Below are 22,787 nucleotides of genomic sequence, written 5' to 3'. Positions count from 1 at the left end.
TAAACCCGTCTTTATGAGAATCTGTCTTTTCTTCTTGATCACCGCTTTCCTCATGGGCTGCTCCTCTACGGGGAACCAGCGGCAGGAACCGGAAAACCAGACCTTGGAAACGATACTCAATCGCAAAAGCGTACGTAAGTATAAGGATCGCCCGGTAGAAAAGGAAAAGATAGACAAACTGATACGAGCCGGAATGGCCGCCCCTTCCTCCCGTGACAGGCGACCTTGGGAATTCATTATCGTAACCGACCGGAAAGCCTTGGATACGATGGCCGAAGGCCTTCCCTTCGCCCGGATGCTGAAAGAGACAAGGCAAGCGATCGTCGTTTGCGGCGATACGATCAAATCCTCCAACGCTTGGTTTCTGGATTGTTCCGCCGCCTCGCAAAACCTGCTACTTGCCGCCGAATCCATGGGATTGGGAGCCGTATGGACGGCTGTTTACCCCTATCCGGACCGGATCGAGATCGTCCGGAAAGAGCTTCAGCTACCAGATCATATCATACCGTTGAACGTCATACCTGTGGGATACCCCATGCAGAAAGAGACTCCCAAAAACAAATACAACGTCCAACAGATCCATCACAACGGCTGGTAAAGCTATATGACTTCCAGATAACTCCGTCCGTTTCCCGCCCGGTTCACCCGGATCTGCACGGGAATACGTTCCGTCATTTCCTGTACGTGCGAGATAACGCCGATCTTGCGCCCTTGCGTACGCAGGCTCTCCAAGGCATCCATAGCGACCCGCAACGTCTCCGCATCCAAAGAGCCGAAGCCCTCATCGATAAACAAGCTCTCAACCTTCATCCGGTTCGAGGAGAGCGAGGACAAGCCTAACGCCAAGGCCAGCGAGACCAAGAAAGATTCCCCTCCGGAAAGGCTATGCACGGTACGGATCTCGTCGCACATATCTTGGTCGATCACCTGCAAAGCCAAGGTATCCGGCACACGCTCCAACCGGTAACGCCGGGATAGTTGCCGCAATTGCACATTCGCGTAACTCAACAAGACATCCAAGGTGTAGCCTTGGGCGATCCTACGGAACTTGGCGCCATCCGCCGAGCCTGCCAACTCATTCAGCTTCGCCCAACGCTCGCTCATCGCCCTCCGCTCCGAGAGCTCTTGCTGGAAGCCGGCTATCTTCCGCTTATTCTCCTCGTGCGTACGCAGACGGAAACTACATTCAGACTTTTGGGCCGTCATTTCCGACAGGGATTCCTCCAGCGTCTTCCCCTCGGAGTTCTCTTGATAGGCGACCATCCAGTTATCCAGCTCCTGCCGGCGTGCGGAAAGGAGACCGGAAGTCTCCGCCAGATCCTTCTTGATCTGTTCCGTAATCCCCCGGTATTGCTCCACCTCGCCGGCGTGCCTTGTCGTGCTCTCTTGTAGCTGCTTCAAATGGCTCTTCAAGGCTTCCACCCGTTCGTGGAAGGTACGTTCCACCTGGTCGGCTGGCTGGCCTCCCAGCAGGAGATTCCGCTCCGAACGCAAGCGGGTATAGGATTGATTCTTCTCGTCGTAGGCTTTCGCGGCGTCCTCGTACTGCTTGCGCAAGGGAGGGAGGAAAGCCTCGTACGACTCCCGTTCCGCTTGATGGGCGCTCCGCTCCCGTTCCAGTTCCCGCAGGCGTTCCCCGTTGGCTTGCCACTGGCGGGCGAAATCCGTCAAGGTCTCCCGGAAGCTTTCCGGGTCCTTGTTCCAGCCCGTCTGCCATGCGTCGTTCCCGAACAGGGCGTTGGCCGCTGATAGGGATTGGGACAGCTTCTCCTGCTGTTCCCGCTTATCCAGTTCTTCCCGGTCGATTTGCTCGGACAAGGATTGTAACTGGTTCCTTAATTCCGTCCGTGCGTTCTCGTCCGCGGCGAGTTGTTTATGCAGCTCCAATTCTTTCTGTTGCAGGGCGGCGAGTTGTTTCCCGCAGGCCTCCTGCCGTTCTTTCCGGTCGAGAAGCCGCTTGAGGCGCAGGGTAGCTTCCGAGATGCGATCCGCCAAGGCCAACAGGCGCTCATGCGCCTCGTGAGAGGCGAAAGGATGCTCAAGGCTTCCGCAGACCGGGCAAGGCGTTCCGGCAGTCAGCTTGTCCCGCAGGCTTTTGATATCGCCAGTCGTCACGAACTGGGCTTGCTCCAGCAATAAACGCTCCCGTTCCGTACGGCAGGTCTCGATCGACCGGTCCAAAGCCTCCGGTTCCAATTCCTGGAGGGCAAGCGCTACGGACTTCCGCTCTTCCTCAATCTTTACCTGTTCCTTGGCGTGCGTCTCCGCCTCCCGCCGCAAGGATTGCCTCCGAACCTCCAACCGCTGGATTTTCTGTCGGATGGCTAGCAAGGCCTTGTCCGACCGCTCGACTGCCCGGCGAGCCGTAAGGCAGGTATCCAGATGAATCAACAAGGCCGACAGTTGCTCGGCGATCCCCTCCTTGCTCCGGTAACGTTCACGCCACGACGTCAGCTTGTCCCATTCCTCCGAGGCTTTCTTCTGCCGCTCTTCCACCTTCCTGAGTTTCTCTTCCGCCTCCTGCTTCCGCCGGGAGAAGTCTTTCATCCGTTCATCAGCCTCGGAGCGGGCTTTCAAGGCCGATTCCAGTTGCACGTCCAGTTTCCGGGCCTGTTGCAATTCCAGTCGCAAGCCCTTAGATTCCTCATCCGTCCTCGCCAATCGCACCTCTCCTTGCTCATACTCCTTCCTTGAGGTTTCCAGCGATGCCAACGCCCGTTCCAAGAAACGGGCGTTCTCCTCCCGCTGTTTTTCCTTCGAGGCGATCTGGACCTCAGCCGCTTTCACGGCCTCCCGCAGGCTTTGCCGCTCGGCCCTCGCCTTCTCCAGACGGGCCAGCTCCCCCTCCAAGGCCGAAAGGCGGATTTGGGAGGCTTCCACCTCCTCCTCCGACAGAAGCTCTATGTCTTGTACGCGGGCGTATAGCTGCTCGTAGGCCTCCTTCGCCTCGGCGTTCTTGGCGAAGATCCGGCGGGAGATCTCCGAGTATTGCTCCGTACCGGTCAGTTTCTCCAGCAAGGAGGCCTTCTCGCCCTGCTCCGCTTTCAGGAAGGTAGAGAAATCGTTCTGGGCCAAGAGCACCGAGCGGGTGAACTGATCGAAAGTCAGGCCGATCAGCTCGATGATACGGGCTTGCAGGTCCTTGTTGGTTCCCGGCTCCTCTTTCCCGGCATCTATATTATATAATGTAAGGCGGGCGGCCTGCAAACGTCCGCTCTCCTTCTCCCGGGCCCGGGATACGGACCAGCGGGCGCGATACCGACACCCGTTCAGCGCCACGAAATCCACCTCGGCATAGCCCGAGGCCGTCCCGCGGCGCAAGAGGAAGCGGGGGTCGCTTTGCGGCAACACATCCTCTTGCACGTCCCTCAGCCGCACGTTATTCTCCTTCGCCAGCTCCGTTCGCGGCGTACGGGAGAAGAGGGCGAGGCACATGGCATCCAGCAACGTGGATTTTCCCGCCCCCGTAGGCCCGGATATAGCGAAAATACCCGCCGAAGCCAAAGGCTCTTCCGTAAAATCAATGGAAAACTCTCCTTCCAGCGACGCCAGATTGCGTCCTCTGATCGCCAGCACTCTCATAAAGAAACCTCCCTCATCACCTCATTAAACAATGTCTCTATCTCCTCGGGCAACTCGCCTCCGTATTTCACGGCAAACGTATGCCTCAGCATATCCAACGGAGCTATCTTTTGCAAATCGTTATACGACAAGGCCCGCTCCTCTGCCTCCCCTTCCCGCCGGGGATACGAAGGAACGATGGAGGTGAGGCGGACCGCCTTCCCGACCAACGCCTCCTCTACCCGATGACGGAACGTAGGGTCCGGCTCCGTCAGCAGGACCCGTATCTCCACGTAAGGCCAGCGGCTCTCGTCCTCCCTGCCCTCCTCCGGCTCCGGAAGCCCGGCGAGGCATCGCAAGACCTCCTCCGGTGGTAACGGGCTGTCCGGTATACGCATCAAGTCCGCTACTCTTGGGATCTCGATCGCCTCGATACCAGCGACCTTCCCCTCCTCGACCGCTACGGCTATCACTTGATGCCGGTAATTCTTCTCCGAGAACGACATGGGAAGCGGGCTTCCGGCGTAACGTACCGCCTCGCGCCCGCCGATCCGTTGCGCCTTATGGATATGCCCCAGCGCCGTATAAGCGATCCCGGCGTCGAAGGTATCTGCGGATACGGACTCCAGACCTCCCATGATGGCGCGCTCGCTCCGGTCGTCGTCCGACAACTCGGCTCCGGTAGCGTGGAGGTGTCCCAAGGCTACGATCGCCTCGCCGGGATTCCTCTGGGCATCGGCATAGGCGTAGAGCCGCCGGTACATCCGGCCGATGCCCGCCACATACGAATCAAGCTCTCCCTCGGGCGCCGCCGGGTAATCCCCTTGGCGGAGGAAAGGCACCGCCAGGCAAAGCGCCTCCCGTTCTCCCGCCCGGTTCCTCAAGGGGACGACGAGCGAGGCGAGATCGATCTCCCCGGAATCCGTCCTCCCCACGATACCGACAATCGAAGTATTCAATTCCTCCAGCAAGGGATTCGGGGCTTCCAGACGGATCGCGGAGTCGTGGTTACCGGCGATGATCACGATCTGCAAGCCCGGGTTCAGGCGGTTCGCCTCCCGCAGGAAACGATAGAAACGGCGTTGCGCCCCGGCGGAAGGGTTCGTCACGTCGAACACGTCGCCGGCAATCAGCAGGACATCCGTCTCTCGCTCCACCAATAGATTTGTCAGAAAACCGAGGAAAGCCTCGTGCTCCGCCTCCCGGTCGTAGCCGAAAAAGGTCTGGCCCAGATGCCAGTCGGCGGTATGGATAAGTTTCAATGCCATATATTGTCATATTTATAAAAGCAAAGGTACAATTTTTTTCCAGGTTCTTTCTTTTGCCGTCAACATTGCCAAAGAGACATATCCGCGTCAAGGGAATAAGTTGTCGTTTCTTCTTTTTTAGGTCTATTTCAGCAATATACATCATAATATATGTATTTTAGTCCTAAGTTTATAAATTCTTTTGTTACATTTAGAGCGAAGAATGATCATCAACCGTTTTTCCCATAGCAACGGAATATCATAGATTTCCTAAAGGCAATGACATAGTTTACAATAAAAAAACTAAATAAAAATCATGTACCATCTGATACTAAACGTTCTAGTTTTCTTTCTCCCATTGCTTCACGGGGATAAATCGACCGCATCAAATCCGGATATCAAGGAGGGAAATGAGGCTTACACAGTCTCATTCTATCCGGAAGGGGGCCGATTGATATTGAATACCGCCTGCGTAGTCGCATTCAAGGCAGAAAGCAGAGATGGTAAAACATTAGATATCTCAGGAGAGATCGTGGATGACAGAGGTAATATTGTACAAAACGTAAAATCCTTATATAACGGATTAGGATATTTCAATATTTACCCAAATGAAGGAAGGACCTATTATCTGAACTGTAAAAGCACAGAAGGTATAGAAAAAAGCTTTATATTACCTGCCGCAACCCTATCAATAGGGATAAAAGTACATTTCAAGGAAGACCAAATATTAGTCTCGGTCTCAAAACCAGAGCATTTGCAATTTAAAGACACTTTATATATACTGTTACAATCCGAAGACTCCATCGTTTATAAAGACATTTGGGATTTCTCAAGGAGATGGATCGTATTCGAGAAAAAAGACATCAAGACCGGACTGTCTAGTTTTCTTTTAGTAGATAGTAATGACGATCTACTTTCCGGGCGACCGTTTTTCAAGCTGGAAAATATCTCATCACTCCAATCTTTGCCTCCGGACTTCAAGATAAGGCTACTTCCTATCATGAACGATCCGGGAACCGATTCCATACGGAAGAATCTCGTATTGGATACTTTGGCCAAGACTTTAACAATCGACCAGGAACAATCGGAACCTGATAAAAGGCCAGATGATGATATATGGAAGACCATCGAGTTGGAGAATGTAGAAATCAAGGCATTCAAGAAAGACAAACAGAATCAAGGACTCTATTCGCCCGTCCAAGCTTCCAGCCGTATTTATAGCTCCCAAGATATAGAACGGTGGCATATAAATGAGATGAAATCGTTATTATCTCGCTTTAGCGGGGTTAAATTTATCTTCGATGACGTTAAGCAAAAATATTATCCGGTACTCCGTGACGCGATAACTTCCTTTAGATCAAAAAATGAAGGGAAACCCCTAGTCGTGATTGATGACACGCCTTTTATCGATTTCGACATCCTAGATTACCCCGTTAACGACATAGAAGAGATGTTTTTACTAAAAGGATCAGACGCTGCCATATGGGGGCCTAAAGCTAGCAATGGAATTATCGTCATTATAACCCAAAGAGGTAAATCCACAAAAATCGAGCAAAAAGAGGAATAAAATGAGAATCCCGTCTAGGGTCGGCAAGACATCCGCTTCCCGCTCCACTATCCCCCCTTATATACCGGCAGCACAACCGAGAAGCGGCTTCCTTTTCCTAGCTTAGAACTCAGTTCTATCCGTCCCCCCAAGTTTTGTACGATTCCTTGGCAGATAGACAACCCCAGACCGGCCCCTTGGCTGAATTCATCTTGCTTGAAAAAACGGCTGAACACCTTCTCTTGTTGCTCCTCCGATAGACCGATCCCGGAATCCTCGACAAAAATCGCTACCTCATCCGTCCCCCTCAGATGCTTAAATCCCAACTTTATATATCCGCTATTCGTGAATTTACAAGCGTTTGTCAAGAAATTGGTTATAACTTGCGAAAGTCTCTTTTTATCCGTATAGATAAACAAATCCCCCTCCGCCTCTTTCGAGAATCGTAGGTGGGTGGGGACTAATAACTGATGGGCGAGGTAAAGGTCGTCTACCAACTCCTTGACGGAGCAGCTCTCTTTCTCGAATTTCATTTGTCCCGATTGAAGTCTCGAAACCTCCAGAATATCATTGATGAGCACCAACAACAGATCGCAGCTCTGATTGATCGTCTTGGCAAACAGCTGCTTGTCGGCCTCGTCTAAGTCCTTCTCCGAGGCCAGCAGGTTCGAGAAGCCTACGATAGAGTTCAGCGGCGTACGTATCTCATGGCTCATGTTCGCCAAGAACTTTTGCTCATACCCCCTCATGAGGATAAGCTCTTTTTCCCGTTTCTTCATGTCATTGATGTTGATAAGTATACCGCTCACGTCTTTACCTCCCTCCGCATTATCTACCGCAGGCATGGCGCTAAAGCGGAATTCCCACCATTCATAATCAGATCCGGCGAAGCGGGCACGGCATTGGAATACCTCCTTGTCCGCCTTCCATAAGGATTGCCAAAGTAATTTGAAAGCAGTGAGATCATCGGGATGTATCAGCCTCCACATCTCTTCCAACTCGATCCGTAATGACTGGTCACCGACAGGATACTCGAAAAAGAACTCCTCGTCCTTAAACTCCCAGATGTATATGCCTCCACACTGTATGGCCAAATCCAAGAAGAAATTCTTTTGAGACAGACGGGAGAAGATCATCTTGACTTGCCTCTTCTCCCGCCCATACAAGCATAAGACACCGATTAAAAATACGATAGTAGCTACCTCAAAAACAGGCCTCAGCCTATAATACTCAAATAAGGGAGTATGCTTAGGTAGCAAGTACAACCCCGTAAGCAAGGTTGCTAAAACTAAAAATATATAAAGTAGGTGTTTCATGGTTCTTTAAGTTTACGAGTACCTGCGGGACTCTGGTGGTAAATGGTTTTATTTCACTCCGCTCATTAACACTATTGTTTTTTTTCTTAAGACTATTATTGATTTTCACCAGCTATTTAATAAATATTATTATCTTTGATCTCATAATCAACCAGAGTCCCGCAGGGACAACGCCTACACCTCTTCCACGATTATTTATCTACCCGGCATCTTCCTTACTCGTATCCGTACGGCTACATTCTTGTATCTACGTATCTGCATCCGTGTATCCGTACGGATACACGGATGCAGATACGTAGATACAAGGACGCGGATACGTAAGTGCAAGAGCGTAACCGTACGGGTACCCGCTTGTATCCGGGCAACAAAAAGCCGGTATCTGGGCGGGTACACGTGAGTACCTGCCCGGATACCGGCCCGCGGCTATCATCCTAGCCTATATCTCGTCCGGAGATTCCGAGTCGGAGCCGCCGGAGCCACCCGGTCGTCCTTCCGCCAGCTTGTCCACCCAAGCGAAAGTAGCCTTCTGAAGATCCGTCTTGAAAGCCTCGTCAGGCTGGAAGTTAAGGTTCACACTTTTGATATTCTTGGCGTTGACCTCCTCCTTGGTAGGTACCCCCAAACTGGAAAGCGTAACGCTGAAACTACCCCAGTTACCCAGTTTCACGCTCTCGCCTCCCAGCAGCCTGCGAAGCAAGATCTTACGAAGCTGGCGGATGGCCATCATCGCCTCGGAAGGGTTCAACGTAGTCTCGTCGGCGAGTTCCATCGCTACCTCAGTCTCGTCCGCTTGGGCGGTAGTTACTTGAGTTACATACCATTTCTTAGGCGCTTCCTTGTCCAAAGGGTTTATTCGTTGCACGGGTTTTACTAGTATTGCCATGATAAATAGATTTATAGGTCTCTCTTGGATGGAGGCCCTGATTATTAAATCTTCAAATATAACAATAGAGTTCCACTCTCACAAGTTAAAACCGGATTACTATTCGCACTTTCTTGAAAAAACTATTTGTAAGCAAAACCTAGCCAACTCATAATAATTTGTTACTTTTGCGGTGGTTTTAAATAGGAACAACATAATTAATAAACATACCTATGGCAAAGATTACAAAAGAGGAGGCCCTTCGGTACCATGCCGAGGGCAAACCGGGTAAGATCGAGGTTATCCCGACAAAGCCTCATAGCACGCAAACGGATTTATCCCTGGCTTATTCGCCGGGCGTAGCCGAGCCGTGTCTGGAGATCGAGAAGAATCCGCACGACGCGTACGAATATACGGCGAAAGGTAATTTGGTAGCCGTAATCTCCAACGGTACCGCCGTACTCGGGCTGGGCGATATCGGTCCCTTGGCCGGTAAGCCGGTGATGGAAGGCAAGGGATTGCTATTCAAGATATTCGCGGGTATCGACGTATTCGATATCGAGGTGAACGAGAAAGATCCGGAGAAGTTTATCCAGACCGTGAAGGCGATCTCGCCCACGTTCGGAGGAATCAACTTGGAGGATATCAAGGCACCGGAGTGTTTCGAGATCGAGACTCGCCTGAAGAACGAGCTGGATATCCCCGTCATGCACGACGACCAGCATGGTACGGCAATCATCTCCGGCGCCGGGCTGATCAACGCCTTGGAGATCGCCGGCAAGAAGATCGAGGACGTGAAGATCGTGGTGAACGGCGCCGGAGCCGCCTCTATCTCATGTACGAGACTGTACGTGATGCTGGGAGCGCGCAAGGAGAATATCGTCATGTGCGACAGCAAGGGCGTCATCTCTACCAGTCGCCCGGACTTGAACGCCGCCAAGCGGGAGTTCGCTACCGACCGTCCGATCAAGACCTTGCAAGAGGCCGTGGTGGGAGCCGACGTATTCTTGGGCCTCTCCGTGGCGAACGTATTGACCAAGGAGATGGTACGTAGCATGAACGCCGACCCGATCGTATTCGCCTTGGCGAACCCGAACCCGGAGATCTCCTACGCCGACGCAATGGCCTCGCGGGACGATATCATCTTCGCTACCGGACGTTCCGACTATCCGAACCAGATCAACAACGTGCTGGGATTCCCTTATATCTTCCGCGGCGCCTTGGACACGCACGCCAAGGCGATCAACGAGGAGATGAAGCTGGCCGCCGTCTACGCTATCGCCGACCTTGCCAAGGAACCGATTCCCGACGTGGTGAACGCCGCCTATAAGCTGAAACGAACCACTTTCGGACGCGACTATATCCTTCCGAAAGCGCTCGATCCCCGTTTGCTGACCCGTGTATCTTGCGCCGTGGCGAAAGCCGCTATCGACTCGGGCGTGTCTCGCAAGACGATCACCGACTGGGAGGGCTACGCCAACCATTTGCGTGAGATGATGGGGTACGATAATAAACTCTTGCGCTCGTTCACCGATATGGCGAAAGCGAACCCGAAACGGGTGGTATTCGCCGAGGCGAACCACGTGAATATGCTGAAAGCCGCCGCCGAGGCGAAAGCGGAAGGTATCTGTTTCCCGATCTTGCTGGGTAACGAGGAGCGTCTGGCCAAGATCGCCGCCGAGGAGAATATCAGTCTGGACGGTATCGAGATCGTCAACCTCCGCCACGACCGCGAGACGGAACGCCGCCACCGCTACGCCCGTATCCTTACCGACAAGAAGGCGCGAGAGGGCGTGACTTACTCAGAGGCTTGCGAGAAAATGGTAGACCGTAACGCCTTTGGTATGATGATGGTGGCTACCGGCGACGCCGACGCTTTCGTGACGGGTGTATACAGCCGCTACTCGGAGGTTACCAAGATGGCGGAGCAGATCATCGGCATCCGCCCGAGTTACAAACATTTCGGCGCCTTGAACATCCTGACGTGCAAGAAGGGTACGTTCTTTATGGCCGATACGCTGATCAACCGCCACCCGTCGGCCGAGGTATTGATCGATATCGCCCGCCTGACGCACGACGCCGTGAAGTTCTTCGCTCACGAGCCGGTTATGGCGATGTTGTCTTACTCGAACTTCGGTTCCGACAAGCAGGGCAGTCCGCTGAAAGTACACGAGGCGATCGACTTCTTGCATAAGACATACCCAGACATGGTAGTAGACGGAGAGATGCAAGTAAACTTCGCCCTCGACAAGAAGCTGCGCGACGATATGTATCCGTTCAACAAGCTGAAAGGGCAAGACGTGAATACCTTGATCTTCCCGAACCTAAGCTCCGCCAACAGCGCGTACAAGCTATTGGATACGCTGGGTATCACCGAGACGATCGGCCCGATCCAGATGGGATTGAACAAACCGATCCACTTCACCGACGTAGAAAGCTCTACCCGTGATATCGTGAACCTGACTACCGTAGCTGTCGTAGACGCTATCGTTCAGGAGCAGATCGAGAAAGAGAACAGATAAGTTTTGATGCGGATGACGCGGATAACACGGATAAGAATAAAATAAATCCGTGTCATCCGCGTCATCTGCGTCTAAAAGATAGACCACCAAGAGTTTTGACACAGGGTCATGTCAATTTAGATAGCTTTCGATATTCGCTATTACCTTTTGCGACAATCGCTCCATACATTGCTCCGAGTGGCCGGAGACTTTCGGGGTATATATGACATTATCGAATTGCGTCAAGGTATCCGCATAATTCCCAATACCGACCTCATCGCATAAGAAGAAATTCCGCTTATGGGCGCTAAGCCAACGTTGTAAATCCGGGACACGGAAAGTAGGCCCTACCGACGTATTGATCAATATCTTCAGATTACCGAACAAACGAAACTCATCCGCCCCCAGAAGAATCGTATTACGAGGCAAGCAAGTACATAAAATATCCACCTCCGGCAGCAACTCCCGCAAAGGCAGGTAAGCGATACCGGCGGCCTCGGCATCCGGCTTACGGGTACGGCTGAAATAATAGACCTCAGCCCCCAAGAAACGAAGAGCGTCAGCGATCATTCTCCCGGTGCGGCCCAATCCCACGATGCCTACTTTTTGCCCGCCCAGCTCATACGCCTTATGTCTCCACTGTTTCCCGCCGAAACCATGCAACAAACGGACCAGCTCGCTAATGACATACTCCACGACTCCCTCATCGCCATAGTCGCGGATGCCCAAGACCGTTATCCCCCGCTCACGTGCGGCGGCTATATCCACATTCGCGCTAGACTCGCTATAGAGGGTACAGCACATCCCGATGTATTTGATATTCGGGCAAGCCTCGATCACGTTCCTCCGGATCTGTGTATTATAAGAGACGAGTACGCAATCTGCGTCCCCGATCCGGTTCACAATCTCCTCATCCGTTTCCGGAATGCCGGTATAAAAAACAACCTCTTTTCCAAGCTCCTTCAAACGCTCCACTCCCCATGTATTCAACCCGGTAGAATCTACCACTACTATTTTCTCAAACATATCTCACATTATTAATTACCATCTTCAATTAATTATCCCTCTCACAAAGCTATAAATAAAATAGCCGCAAAGGGTAACCTTCAGCACGACACTCAATAAAAAACCCGCAAACGCCCCGAAACTAGCCTTCAACGCATCTCCGGACGCCTTGCCTCCCAAAAGTTCCCCAACGAAAGCCCCCACGAAAGGACCCAGCAAGATTCCCCAAGGCGGAAACACGAATATGCCGACCACGGTTCCCACGGCACATCCCCAATTTCCCCACTTGGACCCTCCGCTATACTTAGTCCCCAGCATGGGCGTAACATAGTCCATCGCCTGTACCAACACGACCAGCAATCCCCACACGACCAACTCCGTAACCGTAAATTCCGCATAACCCGTAAAATGCAACAGCCACAAAGCCAAATACGCTACCGGCGGCCCCGGCAAGATCGGCAAAAAACACCCCGCCAATCCCACCAACAAACAGATAACGCCTAGTATAACCAATAAGATATCCATATATTTCAGTTTTTGGGATATATAAATAGACAAAGATACAAACATTTCCCACCCTTAACTGTTTTGCTAAAAGCTAAATCTAAACATATATATTTATGCACAAACATTTACGCCTGACATGTTATGCTTTGTTGTGCTTGCTGGTACCGATCGGGGTAATGGCGCAGACAGAGCATACGTATTTAGACCGTGCCCTACCCGGGTCATGGTCTGAGGAAGGGAGTGATTTCCAGCAGACACTTCCCGTAGAAGATAATTGGTGGAGAAATTTTAAGGACCCGTTACTGGACTCGCTGATAGAAGTAGCCGTGAAACAAAACTATTCCGTGCAAATGGCGATGGACAGGATCGCCATGGCAAAAGCCAACCTGCGGTCGGCACAAGGAAGCTACTCGCCCACCCTAGGGCTTTCCGCCGGATGGACACGGCAACAAAGTAGCGGCAATATCAATCAGGTACCCAAGGCGATCACCCAATATTCCAGCGCTACCGTAGATATGAACTGGGAGGTGGACGTATTCGGGAGTATCCGGAACCGGGTGAAAGCGGAGAAAGAGAATTTCGCCGCCTCGAAAGAGGAATACAACGCCGCCATGGTCTCCCTTTGCGCTCAAGTAGCCTCCTCATACATCAATATGAGGGAACTGCAACAAGAGGTAAAGGTAGCGCAACAGAACTGCCGCTCCCAACAGACGGTCGTACAGATCACCCAGAAACGGTATGAGACCGGGCTAGTCTCCAAACTGGATGTAGCGCAGGCGCAATCCGTATACTACAGCACGAAAGCCTCCCTACCGATGCTGGAGGCCGGTATCATCCAATACGCAAACTCCTTGGCGATCCTGTTAGGCCTGTACCCTTCCGATCTACAAAAGATCATGGAGACAGACGCTTCCTTGCCGGAATATATCGAGCCGGTCGGTGTAGGTTTGCCGGCAAACCTGTTGCTACGCCGTCCGGATGTACGTGCGGCAGAACGGCAGGTCAATGCGCTTGCCGCCTCGCTCGGGGCCTCTAAGTCCGATTGGTGGCCGAAAGTATTCGTGAAAGGCTCGATCGGTTTCGCCTCCCACGACTTCGACAAGCTGGCGAATCATAATAGCTTGACCTATGAGATCGCCCCTACCCTTACGTGGAACTTCTTCCAAGGCACCCAGAAGATACAGGCTACCCGGTTGGCGAAAGCCCAGTTGGACGAGTCGATCCGGCAATTCAACCAGACCGTGCTTACCTCCGTACAGGAAGTGGATAACGCCATGAGCTCGTACAAGAACTCGATCAAGCAGATCGTAGCCCTCCGGGAAGTGGTAAACCAAGGAAAACAGACCTTGGATCTTTCCCTTGACCTCTATAAGCAGGGCCTTACGCCTTTCCAAAACGTACTGGACGCGCAACGCTCCCTCCTCACCTACCAGAACCAATTGACACAGGCTCAAGGTAGCTCACTACTGAACTTGATACAGCTTTATCAGTCATTGGGCGGAGGATGGAATCCTATGTAGGCCGTTCGATCCGATCGAACAAAAGCCCACTCAAACAATTAATATAAATAATCATTAAAGACAAAAGATATGAAGACATTTGTTTACATAGGGATTATCGGAGCCTCCGCCTTATTACTGGCGTCTTGCAAGGGGAAAAGCAAGCCGATGGAAACGCCCGTGCCCTCCATAAGCGTATCCACGCCGATCGTGAGGGACATTACCTTGACTAAAGAATACCCCGGATACCTTAGTTCACAACTGAAAGTAGACTTGGTCGCACGTGTCAACGGATACTTGCGTACCTCTTACCTCAAGGCCGGAAGCCGGGTGAAGAAGGGCGATCTTATCTTCGTGATCGAACCGGACACCTATCAAGATAACGTCACCCAAGCCGAGGCTTCCGTAAAGACCTCCAAAGCCCAGCTGGAATATGCACGCAGTAACTACGAGCGTATGAAGGAGGCGGCTAAGAGCGGCGCCGTAAGCCAGATACAAGTGATCCAAGCGGAGGCTACCGTATCGGAGTCTGAGGCTGCCGTGAAGAATGCCGAGGCGGAGTTGAATACCGCACGGACCAACTTGAGCTATTGCTATATCCGTGCGCCTTTCGACGGTGCGGTTACCCGGGCCAGCTACGATATAGGTAATTACATCAACGGAGCCGTCCAGCCGGTTACCTTGGCCACCTTATACAAGGACGACTTGATGTTCGCCAATTTCAATATCGAGGATAACCAGTTCATGAAGATGATGCTGGAAGCCGCCCGCAACGATAGCACCGTGAAGCTTCCGACCGAGATCCTCGTCAGCATAGGCAAGGATGGCGGCAATGCGTATACGGGCCGGCTGGATTATCTATCCCCCAATATCGACCTATCGACCGGTACCCTGAACGTACGTGCCAATCTGGATAACCCGAAGCATGTATTGAAGAGTGGCTTATATGTCACCATCACCCTGCCGTATGCCGAGCAGCCGAATGCGGTCTTGGTTCGCGACGCCTCGATCGGTACCGACCAATTAGGGAAGTACCTTTATATCGTGAACGACTCCAATGTCGTACGATACCGTCCTATCGAGGTGGGCCAATTGGTAGACGATACGCTTCGCCAAGTGACCGCCGGTATCAGCCCCAAAGACTCCTATGTCACCTCCGCCCTGCTTAAGGTACGAGATGGCATGACTATCAAACCTATAAAATAAGCAAGCTATGGTAAAGTTCTTTATTAACAGACCGATATTCGCCACCGTACTTGCTCTGATCATCGTCGTGGCGGGTTTGGTCACCCTCAATATATTACCGATCGCCCAGTATCCGGAGATCACGCCGCCTACCGTACAGGTATCCGCCGTTTATCCCGGGGCGGACGCACAGACCGTAGCGCAGACCGTAGGTTTACCGATCGAGCAACAGGTAAACGGCGTGGACGGTATGCTTTACATGAGTTCAAACTCCTCCAGTTCGGGGGCTTACTCCCTAACGATCACCTTCGCCGTGGGAACGGATATCGACATGGCGACCGTCATGGTGCAAAACCGGGTGAGTATCGCCCAAAGTAGCTTACCGGAACCCGTGATCGTACAAGGTATCACCACCCGCAAGCAATCCTCCAATATCGTGATGATGCTTACCCTAAGTTCCAAGGATTCCATTTACGACGGGTTGTATTTAAGTAATTACGCCACCTTAAATATGATAGACCAGCTAACCCGGCTGCCGGGTGTAGGCTCGGTACAGGTGATGGGAGCCGGAAACTACAGCATGCGTATCTGGCTAGACCCGGAGGCGATGCGTATCCGTAACTTGACGCCGGACATGGTCTATCAAGCCATATCCACGCAAAACGCCCAAGTATCCGCCGGTTACGTAGGCCAACCGATTCTACGGGCGGATAACCCCTATCAATATACCTTGACCGTGAAAGGACGGTTGACGACACCGGATGAGTTCGGCAATATTGTCCTTAAGACCGGGCAAGGTGGTAAGATCCTGCGATTGAAGGATATCGCCCGCATAGAGTTGGGTAGCTCCTCTTACAACGTGGTCTCTAAATTAAGCGGACAGCCGACGGCGGCGATAGCGATCTACCAGTTGCCGGGCTCCAACTCCTTGGATGTATCGAAGGTGGTAAAGGCCAAGATGAAAGAATTAGGCAGTTCCTTACCCGAAGGCGTGGAATACAAAGTGACCTTGGATACGACCGAGGTGATCGACGCCTCCATCCATGAGGTGCTTATCACGTTCTTGGAGACAACCTTGCTGGTGGTCTTGGTCATCTTCTTATTCTTACAGAATTTCCGGGCGGTAGTCATCCCGTTCATTACGATTCCGGTCTCATTGATCGGTACACTGGCGGTCATGGCGGCTTTAGGCTTCTCCATTAATACGTTGACCTTATTCGGCTTGATTCTGGCGATAGCGGTGGTGGTAGACGACGCCATCGTGGTGGTAGAGAACTCCACCCGGCTCCTCGATACCGGGAAATATACGGCCCATGAGGCGGTATCGAAGGCCATGGATGAGATCGTAGGGCCTATCGTGGGCGTGGTATTGGTATTATTGGCGGTATTTATCCCGACAACGTTTATCAGCGGTATCTCCGGGCAGCTCTATAAGCAATTCGCCTTGACAATCGCCGCCGCTACCGTATTAAGCGGATTTAACTCGCTTACGCTTACGCCCTCGCTTTGCGCCCTTTTCTTGGAGAAGAATACGGAAGAACCGAAATTCTTCCTCTTCAAAGGATTCAATAAGGTATACGGAAAGACTCAGAAGATGTACGACTCGATCGTGGAGCGGATGCTGAAACGACCGGGAGCGGCGATGATCGTTTACGGTATCATCACGGCGGTAGCGGTTATCTTGTTTATGCGTTGGCCGACAACCTTTATACCCGAAGAGGATGACGGCTATTTCCTAGTCGTATCCCAATTACCCCCGGCGGCGAGCTTGAACCGGACGGAGGCGGTCACCAAGCAGATTGACGAGATCCTAAAGACGTACCCCGAGGTGAAATCATTCATCAGCGTTAGCGGATTCTCCGTAATGGGTGGAGGGGAGCAATCCAATACGGCCACCTTCTTCGTGATCCTAAAGAACTGGAACGAACGTAAAGGTAAGGAGCATACGGCAGAGGCCGTGACCAACCGTTTCAACCGGGAGGCATCGGCTATCCAAGAAGCGCAGGTATTCGGTATGGTACCGCCAGCTATCCCGGGGTTGGGCGCTTCGGGCGGCTTGCAACTGCAATTGGAGGATCGTAAGAACCTAGGTCCGACGGAGATGCAGCATGCCGTGGAGACATTGCTGGCCAGCTACCGCTCGAAACCGCAATTGCTGAACCTTTCTTGTATGTATCAGGCCAATACCCCGCAGTATCTACTGAAGATAGACCGGGATAAGGTGCAGATGCTCGGTCTTCAGTTGAATCAAGTATTCTCCACGCTCAGCTATTATATGGGAGCGGCGTACGTGAACGATTTCGTGGAGTTCGGACGTATTTACCAAGTTAAGATCGAGGCGAACGGAGAGGCGCAGAAAGTGATCGATGATGTACTCCGTTTGAGTCTGGCGAATAGTAAAGGAGAGATGGTACCCTTCTCCTCTTTTATCGAATTAGACGAGCAATTGGGATTAGACCAGATCAACCTATATAATATGTATTCATCGGCGGCTATTACTTGTATCGCCAACCCGAAATATAGCTCCGGAGAAGCGATCCTAGCGATGGAGGAGCTGATACAGGAGCAATTAGGTGATAATTTTGGATATGAATGGACCTCGGTCGCTTATCAAGAGACGAAAGCAGGATCTACGACGGTGATTATTTTCGCCATGGCGTTGCTAGTCGCTTTCTTGGTTCTCTCGGCTCAATATGAGAGCTGGACAAGTCCGTTGGCGGCTATCATGGGTTTGCCGATCGCCTTGTTGGGAGCTATTATCGGCTGCTGGGTGATGGGGGTTCCGGTAAGCGTATATACCCAGATCGGTATTATCTTATTGATCGCCTTGTCCGCCAAGAATGGTATCTTGATCGTAGAGTTCGCCCGGGATTTCCGAAAGGAAGGTAATCCGATACGGGATTCCGCCTTGGAAGCCGGACACGTTCGTTTACGTCCGATCCTGATGACCTCGTTCGCCTTTGTATTGGGTGTCATGCCTTTGCTTTTCGCTACCGGAGCGGGAGCGGCCAGCCGTATATCCTTAGGTGCGGCGGTAGTATTCGGTATGGCTATCAATACGATATTCGCCACGATGTTCATCCCTAACTTCTATGAACTGATGCAGACCATCCAAGAGAAATGGCTGGATAAAGGAAAGAAGACGGATGATACGCCTAAACAATAGAAAGTTTCCAATCCTCTAATGAGGCAAAAAGAGAATAGCCATGGCTAAACCCATGGTTATTCTTTTTTACTCCCTTCGGATACATTATTATATATTCTATGATTGGAATTAGGCGATTCCCAACAACTCTACCTCAAATATTAATGTGGAGAAAGCAGGGATCGGAGCCGAGGCACGATTACCATAACCAAAATTGTAAGGGATATAGATTATCCATCTATCCCCTACCCGCATTTCTTGAAGAGCCAATTGCCAGCCTTCAATCACTTGGTTCAAGCGAAAGGCTTCCGGGCAACCCCGTTTCCATGAGTTATCAAATTCCCTTCCGTTAATCAACGTTCCTTTATAATGTACGGAAACGACGCTTTCCCGATTAGGAGAGACTTTGCCTGTACCCGCTTGTATTACCTTATATAATATACCGCACGGTAATGTCCGGGTTCCCTCTTCCGAAGCGATCTCGTCCAAATACAATAGATTCTTCTCTTTGTACTCCTCTTTTCTACTCATATATATTACATTATCTTACATTTAGCTCCGCAAATGTAGCAAATAGAAATAGAAACTCAATGGCATGGTAACACAATAGACATGCCAAACGTTCAAATACTATCATTATATGAATCTGATTCCCGCTTTTTTTATCATAGATCAAGAAAACATAGGAATCCGCAAAAAACATGCTATAAAACATACCACGTATGGAATAACGCCGTATATTTGTGTCGTAAAACATAATTGTAAAGCAAATATGGTAAAGAGATTGTTTAAACGTTACATCGATTTGCTAGGGTTTCAACCTTGGACAATTTGGGTTTACCGCATGTGGTAAACCTCACGATGAAAAAGAGGAAGGTTTAGGTTAAGGTTATCAGAAGTCCGGGATTAGGTTAGTAATAGGTTAAAAGGTTAAAGGTTTAGGTTTTCAATTCATTCGTTACTCGGACTTCAAAAGTTATGTGAGATTTAGAACGTGTCGAAAGGCACAGATTTATTAATTAAAAAGAAAATGAGCTATGAAAAGTTTTATTAGACATTTTTTGGATAGCTGCTTGAGATCACTCGCTGCTATCGGTCAGTCGGAGTTAACAAAATGGGGTTACAATAAATAAGTAACACCCCATTTTACCGGGAAGGTGAACATTTGATTTTTTCAAACCATACCGCGGTTGCTTGGCATCTTGCCAGACAATCGCTTTTTTGTATCCATACCTTTTAAACAAGGTATCTTAGTTTCATCGAGAAAGTATCCTAAGTTCATTGGCGAAGTATCTTAGGTGTATGGGGCGATGAAACTAAGATACTTTTATAACTCATGCGCCTATCCCCACTGAGTTTCTACTACCCGTCTATATATTTATAGATATTAACTATTTGACAACTGTCTAACAACATCTTATTTTTGTCAAGAAGTTAAAAACAATTGTTGTTTCTAAACAGTTTTATTTAAAGATTACTTTATCTAAAATTCTTTATTGCGACATAAAAACTAAAGTTATGGAAGACAAAAAACTAACTGCCGCCAACGGGCGCCCTGTTGCGGACAATCAGAACGTACAAACAGTGGGGCCACGTGGCCCGATGGTATTACAAGACCCTTGGTTCATTGAGAAGCTAGCGCACTTCGACCGTGAAGTGATCCCAGAAAGACGCATGCACGCCAAAGGTTCCGGCGCATTCGGTACCTTTACCGTTACACATGATATCACAAAGTATACGAAAGCGGCTATTTTCAGCGAGGTAGGCAAGAAAACTGACTGCTTTGTCCGTTTCTCCACCGTAGCCGGAGAGCGTGGAGCAGCCGACGCAGAGCGTGATATCCGTGGATTCGCCATGAAATTCTACACAGAGGAGGGTAACTGGGACTTGGTAGGTAACAACACCCCCGTATTCTTCTTGCGTGATCCCCTAAAGTTCCCGGACTTGAATCATGCGGTCAAACGTGACCCGAAAACGAATCTACGAAGCGAGGATAACAACTGGGATTTCTGGACTTTGCTTCCCGAGGCCCTGCATCAAGTAACGATTACGATGAGTTCTCGCGGCATTCCTTACTCTTATCGACATATGCATGGTTTCGGTAGCCATACGTACAGTTTTATCAACAATAAGAACGAACGTATCTGGGTGAAGTTCCATCTCAGAACCCTGCAAGGTATCAAGAACTTGAGTGACGAGGAAGCGGCTGCGATCATCGCCAAGGATCGTGAATCCCATCAGCGTGATTTGTTCGAGAGTATCGAGCGTGGGGACTTCCCGAAATGGAAATTCCAGATCCAATTGATGACTGAGGAGCAGGCCGAGACCTATCCGATCAACCCGTTCGACCTCACGAAAGTATGGCCGCATAAGGACTTCCCGTTAATGGATGTCGGTATCCTCGAGTTGAACCGTAATCCGGAGAATTATTTCCAAGACGTGGAGCAAGCCGCATTCAACCCGATGAATACTGTCGAAGGCATCGGCTTCTCCCCAGACAAGATGTTACAAGGTCGTCTATTCTCTTATGGCGACGCCCAGCGTTACCGCCTTGGCGTGAACCTAGAGCAGATCCCGGTGAACAAGCCCCGTTGTCCGTTCCATGCCTATCACCGTGACGGAGCGATGCGTGTAGACGGAAACTATGGAGCCGCAAAGGGTTACGAACCTAACAGCTTCGGCGAATGGAAAGACTCTCCCGAGAAGAAGGAACCGCCTTTGAAAGTACACGGGGATGTTTATAATTACAACGAGCGTGAGTACGATGATGATTACTACAGCCAACCGGGTGCCTTATTCCGTTTGATGCCGCCGGAAGAGCAACAGTTGTTATTCGGAAATACCGCCCGTGCGATGGGTAACGCCCAACTGTTCATCAAGCAACGCCACGTACGCAATTGCTACAAGGCAGACCCTGCTTACGGTAAGGGAGTAGCTGAAGCTCTAGGAATCAGCTTAGAAGAGGCCTTGAAAGAAGACCGATAAAGTAGTAAGGCTACGATAGAAAGCGATAAAAGAGGGATAACCCCAGTAATCCTATGGATGAACAGGTTATCTCATTCTTTTTTAGTAGGATAAGAGAGGATATGCCATGAGACCCCGATACTGATAAGCCCTAACAAAGCTTTCACCCACCAATAGCCGACTAGCAAAAGGGAAGTAATGATCGTAGATAGCCACATGATAGCGATCGTGATAATCTTGGAACGCAAAGGAATAGCCTTATCTTCCACAAAGCCCTTAATATGCGGCCCGAAATAACGATTGCTCATCACCCGGTTATAAAGCTTCTCCGAGCTACGGACATAAAACCAACAAGTCAGTAACCAAAAAGGAGTGGTCGGGAGCAAAGGGACAAAGATACCGATCGCTCCCAATATGAGAAAAAACGTTCCTAACGTAATGTATATGATACGTCTCGTCCCGTTCATCAGCCAACCGTATATTCCGCGATTTGCTTGAAACCATTCAGGAAGTCCGTTATATTCATCCGTTTCTTTCCGGCAAGTTGCAAGGAACGCAAGCGAAGAAAACCGTCCTTCACGGCCACGTCGATATACGATTTATGATCCGTATGGATAGAGCCGACCGGGAAGTTATGCTCCGCCGGACGTTTCTCTGCCTGGTAAATCTTTAAAGCCAGACGTTTGCCATCCTCAGAGATCAATTCCGTCCAAGCAGCAGGATAAGGAGAAAGCCCACGGACGAAATCATAGATATTCTTCACCGGCTGGTTCCAGTCGATATGACAGGTATCCTTGAATATCTTCGGGGCCGGACGCAACTCGGCGGCATCCTTATAGAATTCCTCTTGGGGAATAGCGTCTGTTTTTCCATCCAACAGTAAGTCCACGGTCTCGGTAACCAACCCCGCCCCCATCACCATCAAGGCATCGTGAACGGTTTCTACATCGTCGGTATCAGCGATCGGCAGATGTCTCTGACGGATGATCTTACCCGTATCGATCTCATGCGTAAGAAAGAAAGTAGTCACGCCGGTCTCCGTATCACCATTGATAACCGCCCAGTTGATCGGAGCGGCACCCCGGTATTGCGGAAGCAAGGAGGCATGCAGATTAAAAGTTCCCAGACGGGGCATATTCCAGACCACCTCCGGCAGCATACGAAACGCCACCACGATCTGCAAATCCGCCCGCAAGGCACGCAGTTCCTCCAAAAACGCCTCATCCTTCAACTTCTCTGGCTGTAAGACCGGAAGACCCACCGATACGGCATATTGCTTCACGGCACTCGGTTGAAGCACGCTACCATGACGGCCCATCGGCTTATCCGGCATCGTAATGACACCTACCACATTATATCCACCTTCTACCAAGGCACGCAGGCTCTCCACGGCAAAATCGGGAGTGCCCATATATACGATTCGTAAATCCTCTTTCTTCATGTACAATA

Annotated in this window: 16 protein-coding genes; 7 read left to right on the top strand and 9 right to left on the bottom strand. The window is 50.7% G+C overall.

The features are described from left to right. The first annotated feature begins 13 nt into the window (after positions 1 to 13). Positions 14 to 598 carry a nitroreductase family protein gene (locus tag CI960_RS05665; protein ID WP_005858185.1) on the top strand — a complete coding sequence of 195 codons (585 nt, stop codon included), beginning with the start codon at positions 14 to 16 and terminating at the stop codon, positions 596 to 598. A 2-nt stretch (positions 599 to 600) separates the two neighbouring features. Here CI960_RS05665 and CI960_RS05660 read toward each other — a convergent pair whose 3' ends face one another. Together CI960_RS05660 and CI960_RS05655 are read right to left on the bottom strand one after the other, a co-directional pair. Beyond that, complete coding sequence (locus CI960_RS05660) at positions 601 to 3,582, bottom strand: AAA family ATPase (protein ID WP_005858187.1); 2,982 nt, start codon at positions 3,580 to 3,582, stop codon at positions 601 to 603. After that, entirely contained in the window at positions 3,579 to 4,829 is a 1,251-nt protein-coding gene (locus tag CI960_RS05655; protein WP_005858189.1) for an exonuclease SbcCD subunit D, read from the bottom strand. The genes CI960_RS05660 and CI960_RS05655 overlap by 4 nt, the downstream gene beginning before the upstream one ends. A gap of 295 nt (positions 4,830 to 5,124) precedes the next feature. Here CI960_RS05655 and CI960_RS05650 point away from each other — a divergent pair, with 295 nt between their 5' ends. Further along, the gene (locus tag CI960_RS05650; protein WP_005858192.1) at positions 5,125 to 6,375 is read left to right on the top strand and encodes a TonB-dependent receptor; all 1,251 of its coding nucleotides are present in this window, start codon (positions 5,125 to 5,127) and stop codon (positions 6,373 to 6,375) included. 47 nt (positions 6,376 to 6,422) lie between these two features. Here the strand turns inward: CI960_RS05650 and CI960_RS05645 are convergent, their stop codons facing one another. Continuing rightward, entirely contained in the window at positions 6,423 to 7,670 is a 1,248-nt protein-coding gene (locus CI960_RS05645) for a HAMP domain-containing sensor histidine kinase (RefSeq protein WP_005858194.1), read from the bottom strand. A 436-nt stretch (positions 7,671 to 8,106) separates the two neighbouring features. Next, the gene (locus tag CI960_RS05640) at positions 8,107 to 8,553 is read right to left on the bottom strand and encodes a DNA-binding protein (RefSeq protein ID WP_005858196.1); all 447 of its coding nucleotides are present in this window, start codon (positions 8,551 to 8,553) and stop codon (positions 8,107 to 8,109) included. Positions 8,554 to 8,765: 212 nt separating this feature from the next. Between CI960_RS05640 and CI960_RS05635 the strand changes: the two genes are divergently transcribed. After that, positions 8,766 to 11,054, top strand: a complete 2,289-nt coding sequence (locus CI960_RS05635) for an NADP-dependent malic enzyme (protein ID WP_094582248.1) — start codon at positions 8,766 to 8,768, stop codon at positions 11,052 to 11,054. A 111-nt stretch (positions 11,055 to 11,165) separates the two neighbouring features. Here CI960_RS05635 and CI960_RS05630 read toward each other — a convergent pair whose 3' ends face one another. Together CI960_RS05630 and CI960_RS05625 are read right to left on the bottom strand one after the other, a co-directional pair. Then, positions 11,166 to 12,059: a D-isomer specific 2-hydroxyacid dehydrogenase family protein gene (locus CI960_RS05630; protein ID WP_005858200.1), complete on the bottom strand. Its 894-nt coding sequence runs from the start codon at positions 12,057 to 12,059 to the stop codon at positions 11,166 to 11,168. A 24-nt stretch (positions 12,060 to 12,083) separates the two neighbouring features. Further along, positions 12,084 to 12,563: a DUF456 domain-containing protein gene (locus CI960_RS05625; protein ID WP_036629000.1), complete on the bottom strand. Its 480-nt coding sequence runs from the start codon at positions 12,561 to 12,563 to the stop codon at positions 12,084 to 12,086. Between the two features lie 95 nt (positions 12,564 to 12,658). Here CI960_RS05625 and CI960_RS05620 point away from each other — a divergent pair, with 95 nt between their 5' ends. From CI960_RS05620 to CI960_RS05610, 3 genes are all read left to right on the top strand, one after another. Further along, a complete protein-coding gene (locus CI960_RS05620; RefSeq protein ID WP_005858204.1) occupies positions 12,659 to 14,065 on the top strand; it encodes an efflux transporter outer membrane subunit in 1,407 nt (468 codons plus the stop codon). Positions 14,066 to 14,134: 69 nt separating this feature from the next. After that, entirely contained in the window at positions 14,135 to 15,250 is a 1,116-nt protein-coding gene (locus tag CI960_RS05615; protein WP_005858206.1) for an efflux RND transporter periplasmic adaptor subunit, read from the top strand. Positions 15,251 to 15,257: 7 nt separating this feature from the next. Further along, positions 15,258 to 18,395 (top strand): efflux RND transporter permease subunit, encoded by a 3,138-nt coding sequence (locus CI960_RS05610; protein ID WP_005858208.1) that lies wholly within the window; start codon positions 15,258 to 15,260, stop codon positions 18,393 to 18,395. A gap of 108 nt (positions 18,396 to 18,503) precedes the next feature. Here CI960_RS05610 and CI960_RS05605 read toward each other — a convergent pair whose 3' ends face one another. After that, positions 18,504 to 18,905, bottom strand: a complete 402-nt coding sequence (locus tag CI960_RS05605) for an FKBP-type peptidyl-prolyl cis-trans isomerase (protein ID WP_005858210.1) — start codon at positions 18,903 to 18,905, stop codon at positions 18,504 to 18,506. 987 nt (positions 18,906 to 19,892) lie between these two features. On the opposite strand from CI960_RS05605, the gene CI960_RS05595 reads away from it, so the two are divergent. Continuing rightward, the gene (locus CI960_RS05595; RefSeq protein ID WP_005858216.1) at positions 19,893 to 21,359 is read left to right on the top strand and encodes a catalase; all 1,467 of its coding nucleotides are present in this window, start codon (positions 19,893 to 19,895) and stop codon (positions 21,357 to 21,359) included. Positions 21,360 to 21,430: 71 nt separating this feature from the next. On the opposite strand, the gene CI960_RS05590 is transcribed toward CI960_RS05595, so the two are convergent. Continuing rightward, a complete protein-coding gene (locus CI960_RS05590; protein WP_005858218.1) occupies positions 21,431 to 21,805 on the bottom strand; it encodes a YbaN family protein in 375 nt (124 codons plus the stop codon). After that, complete coding sequence (gene fmt, locus CI960_RS05585) at positions 21,805 to 22,779, bottom strand: methionyl-tRNA formyltransferase (RefSeq protein ID WP_005858220.1); 975 nt, start codon at positions 22,777 to 22,779, stop codon at positions 21,805 to 21,807. The genes CI960_RS05590 and fmt overlap by 1 nt, the downstream gene beginning before the upstream one ends. Between the last annotated feature and the right edge of the window lie 8 nt (positions 22,780 to 22,787).

This window comes from Parabacteroides sp. CT06 (assembly GCF_002257605.1).
Lineage (GTDB): Bacteria > Bacteroidota > Bacteroidia > Bacteroidales > Tannerellaceae > Parabacteroides > Parabacteroides distasonis.
Note: the sequence above shows the minus strand (reverse complement) of the source record. Positions and strands in the feature narration are given on the sequence as shown.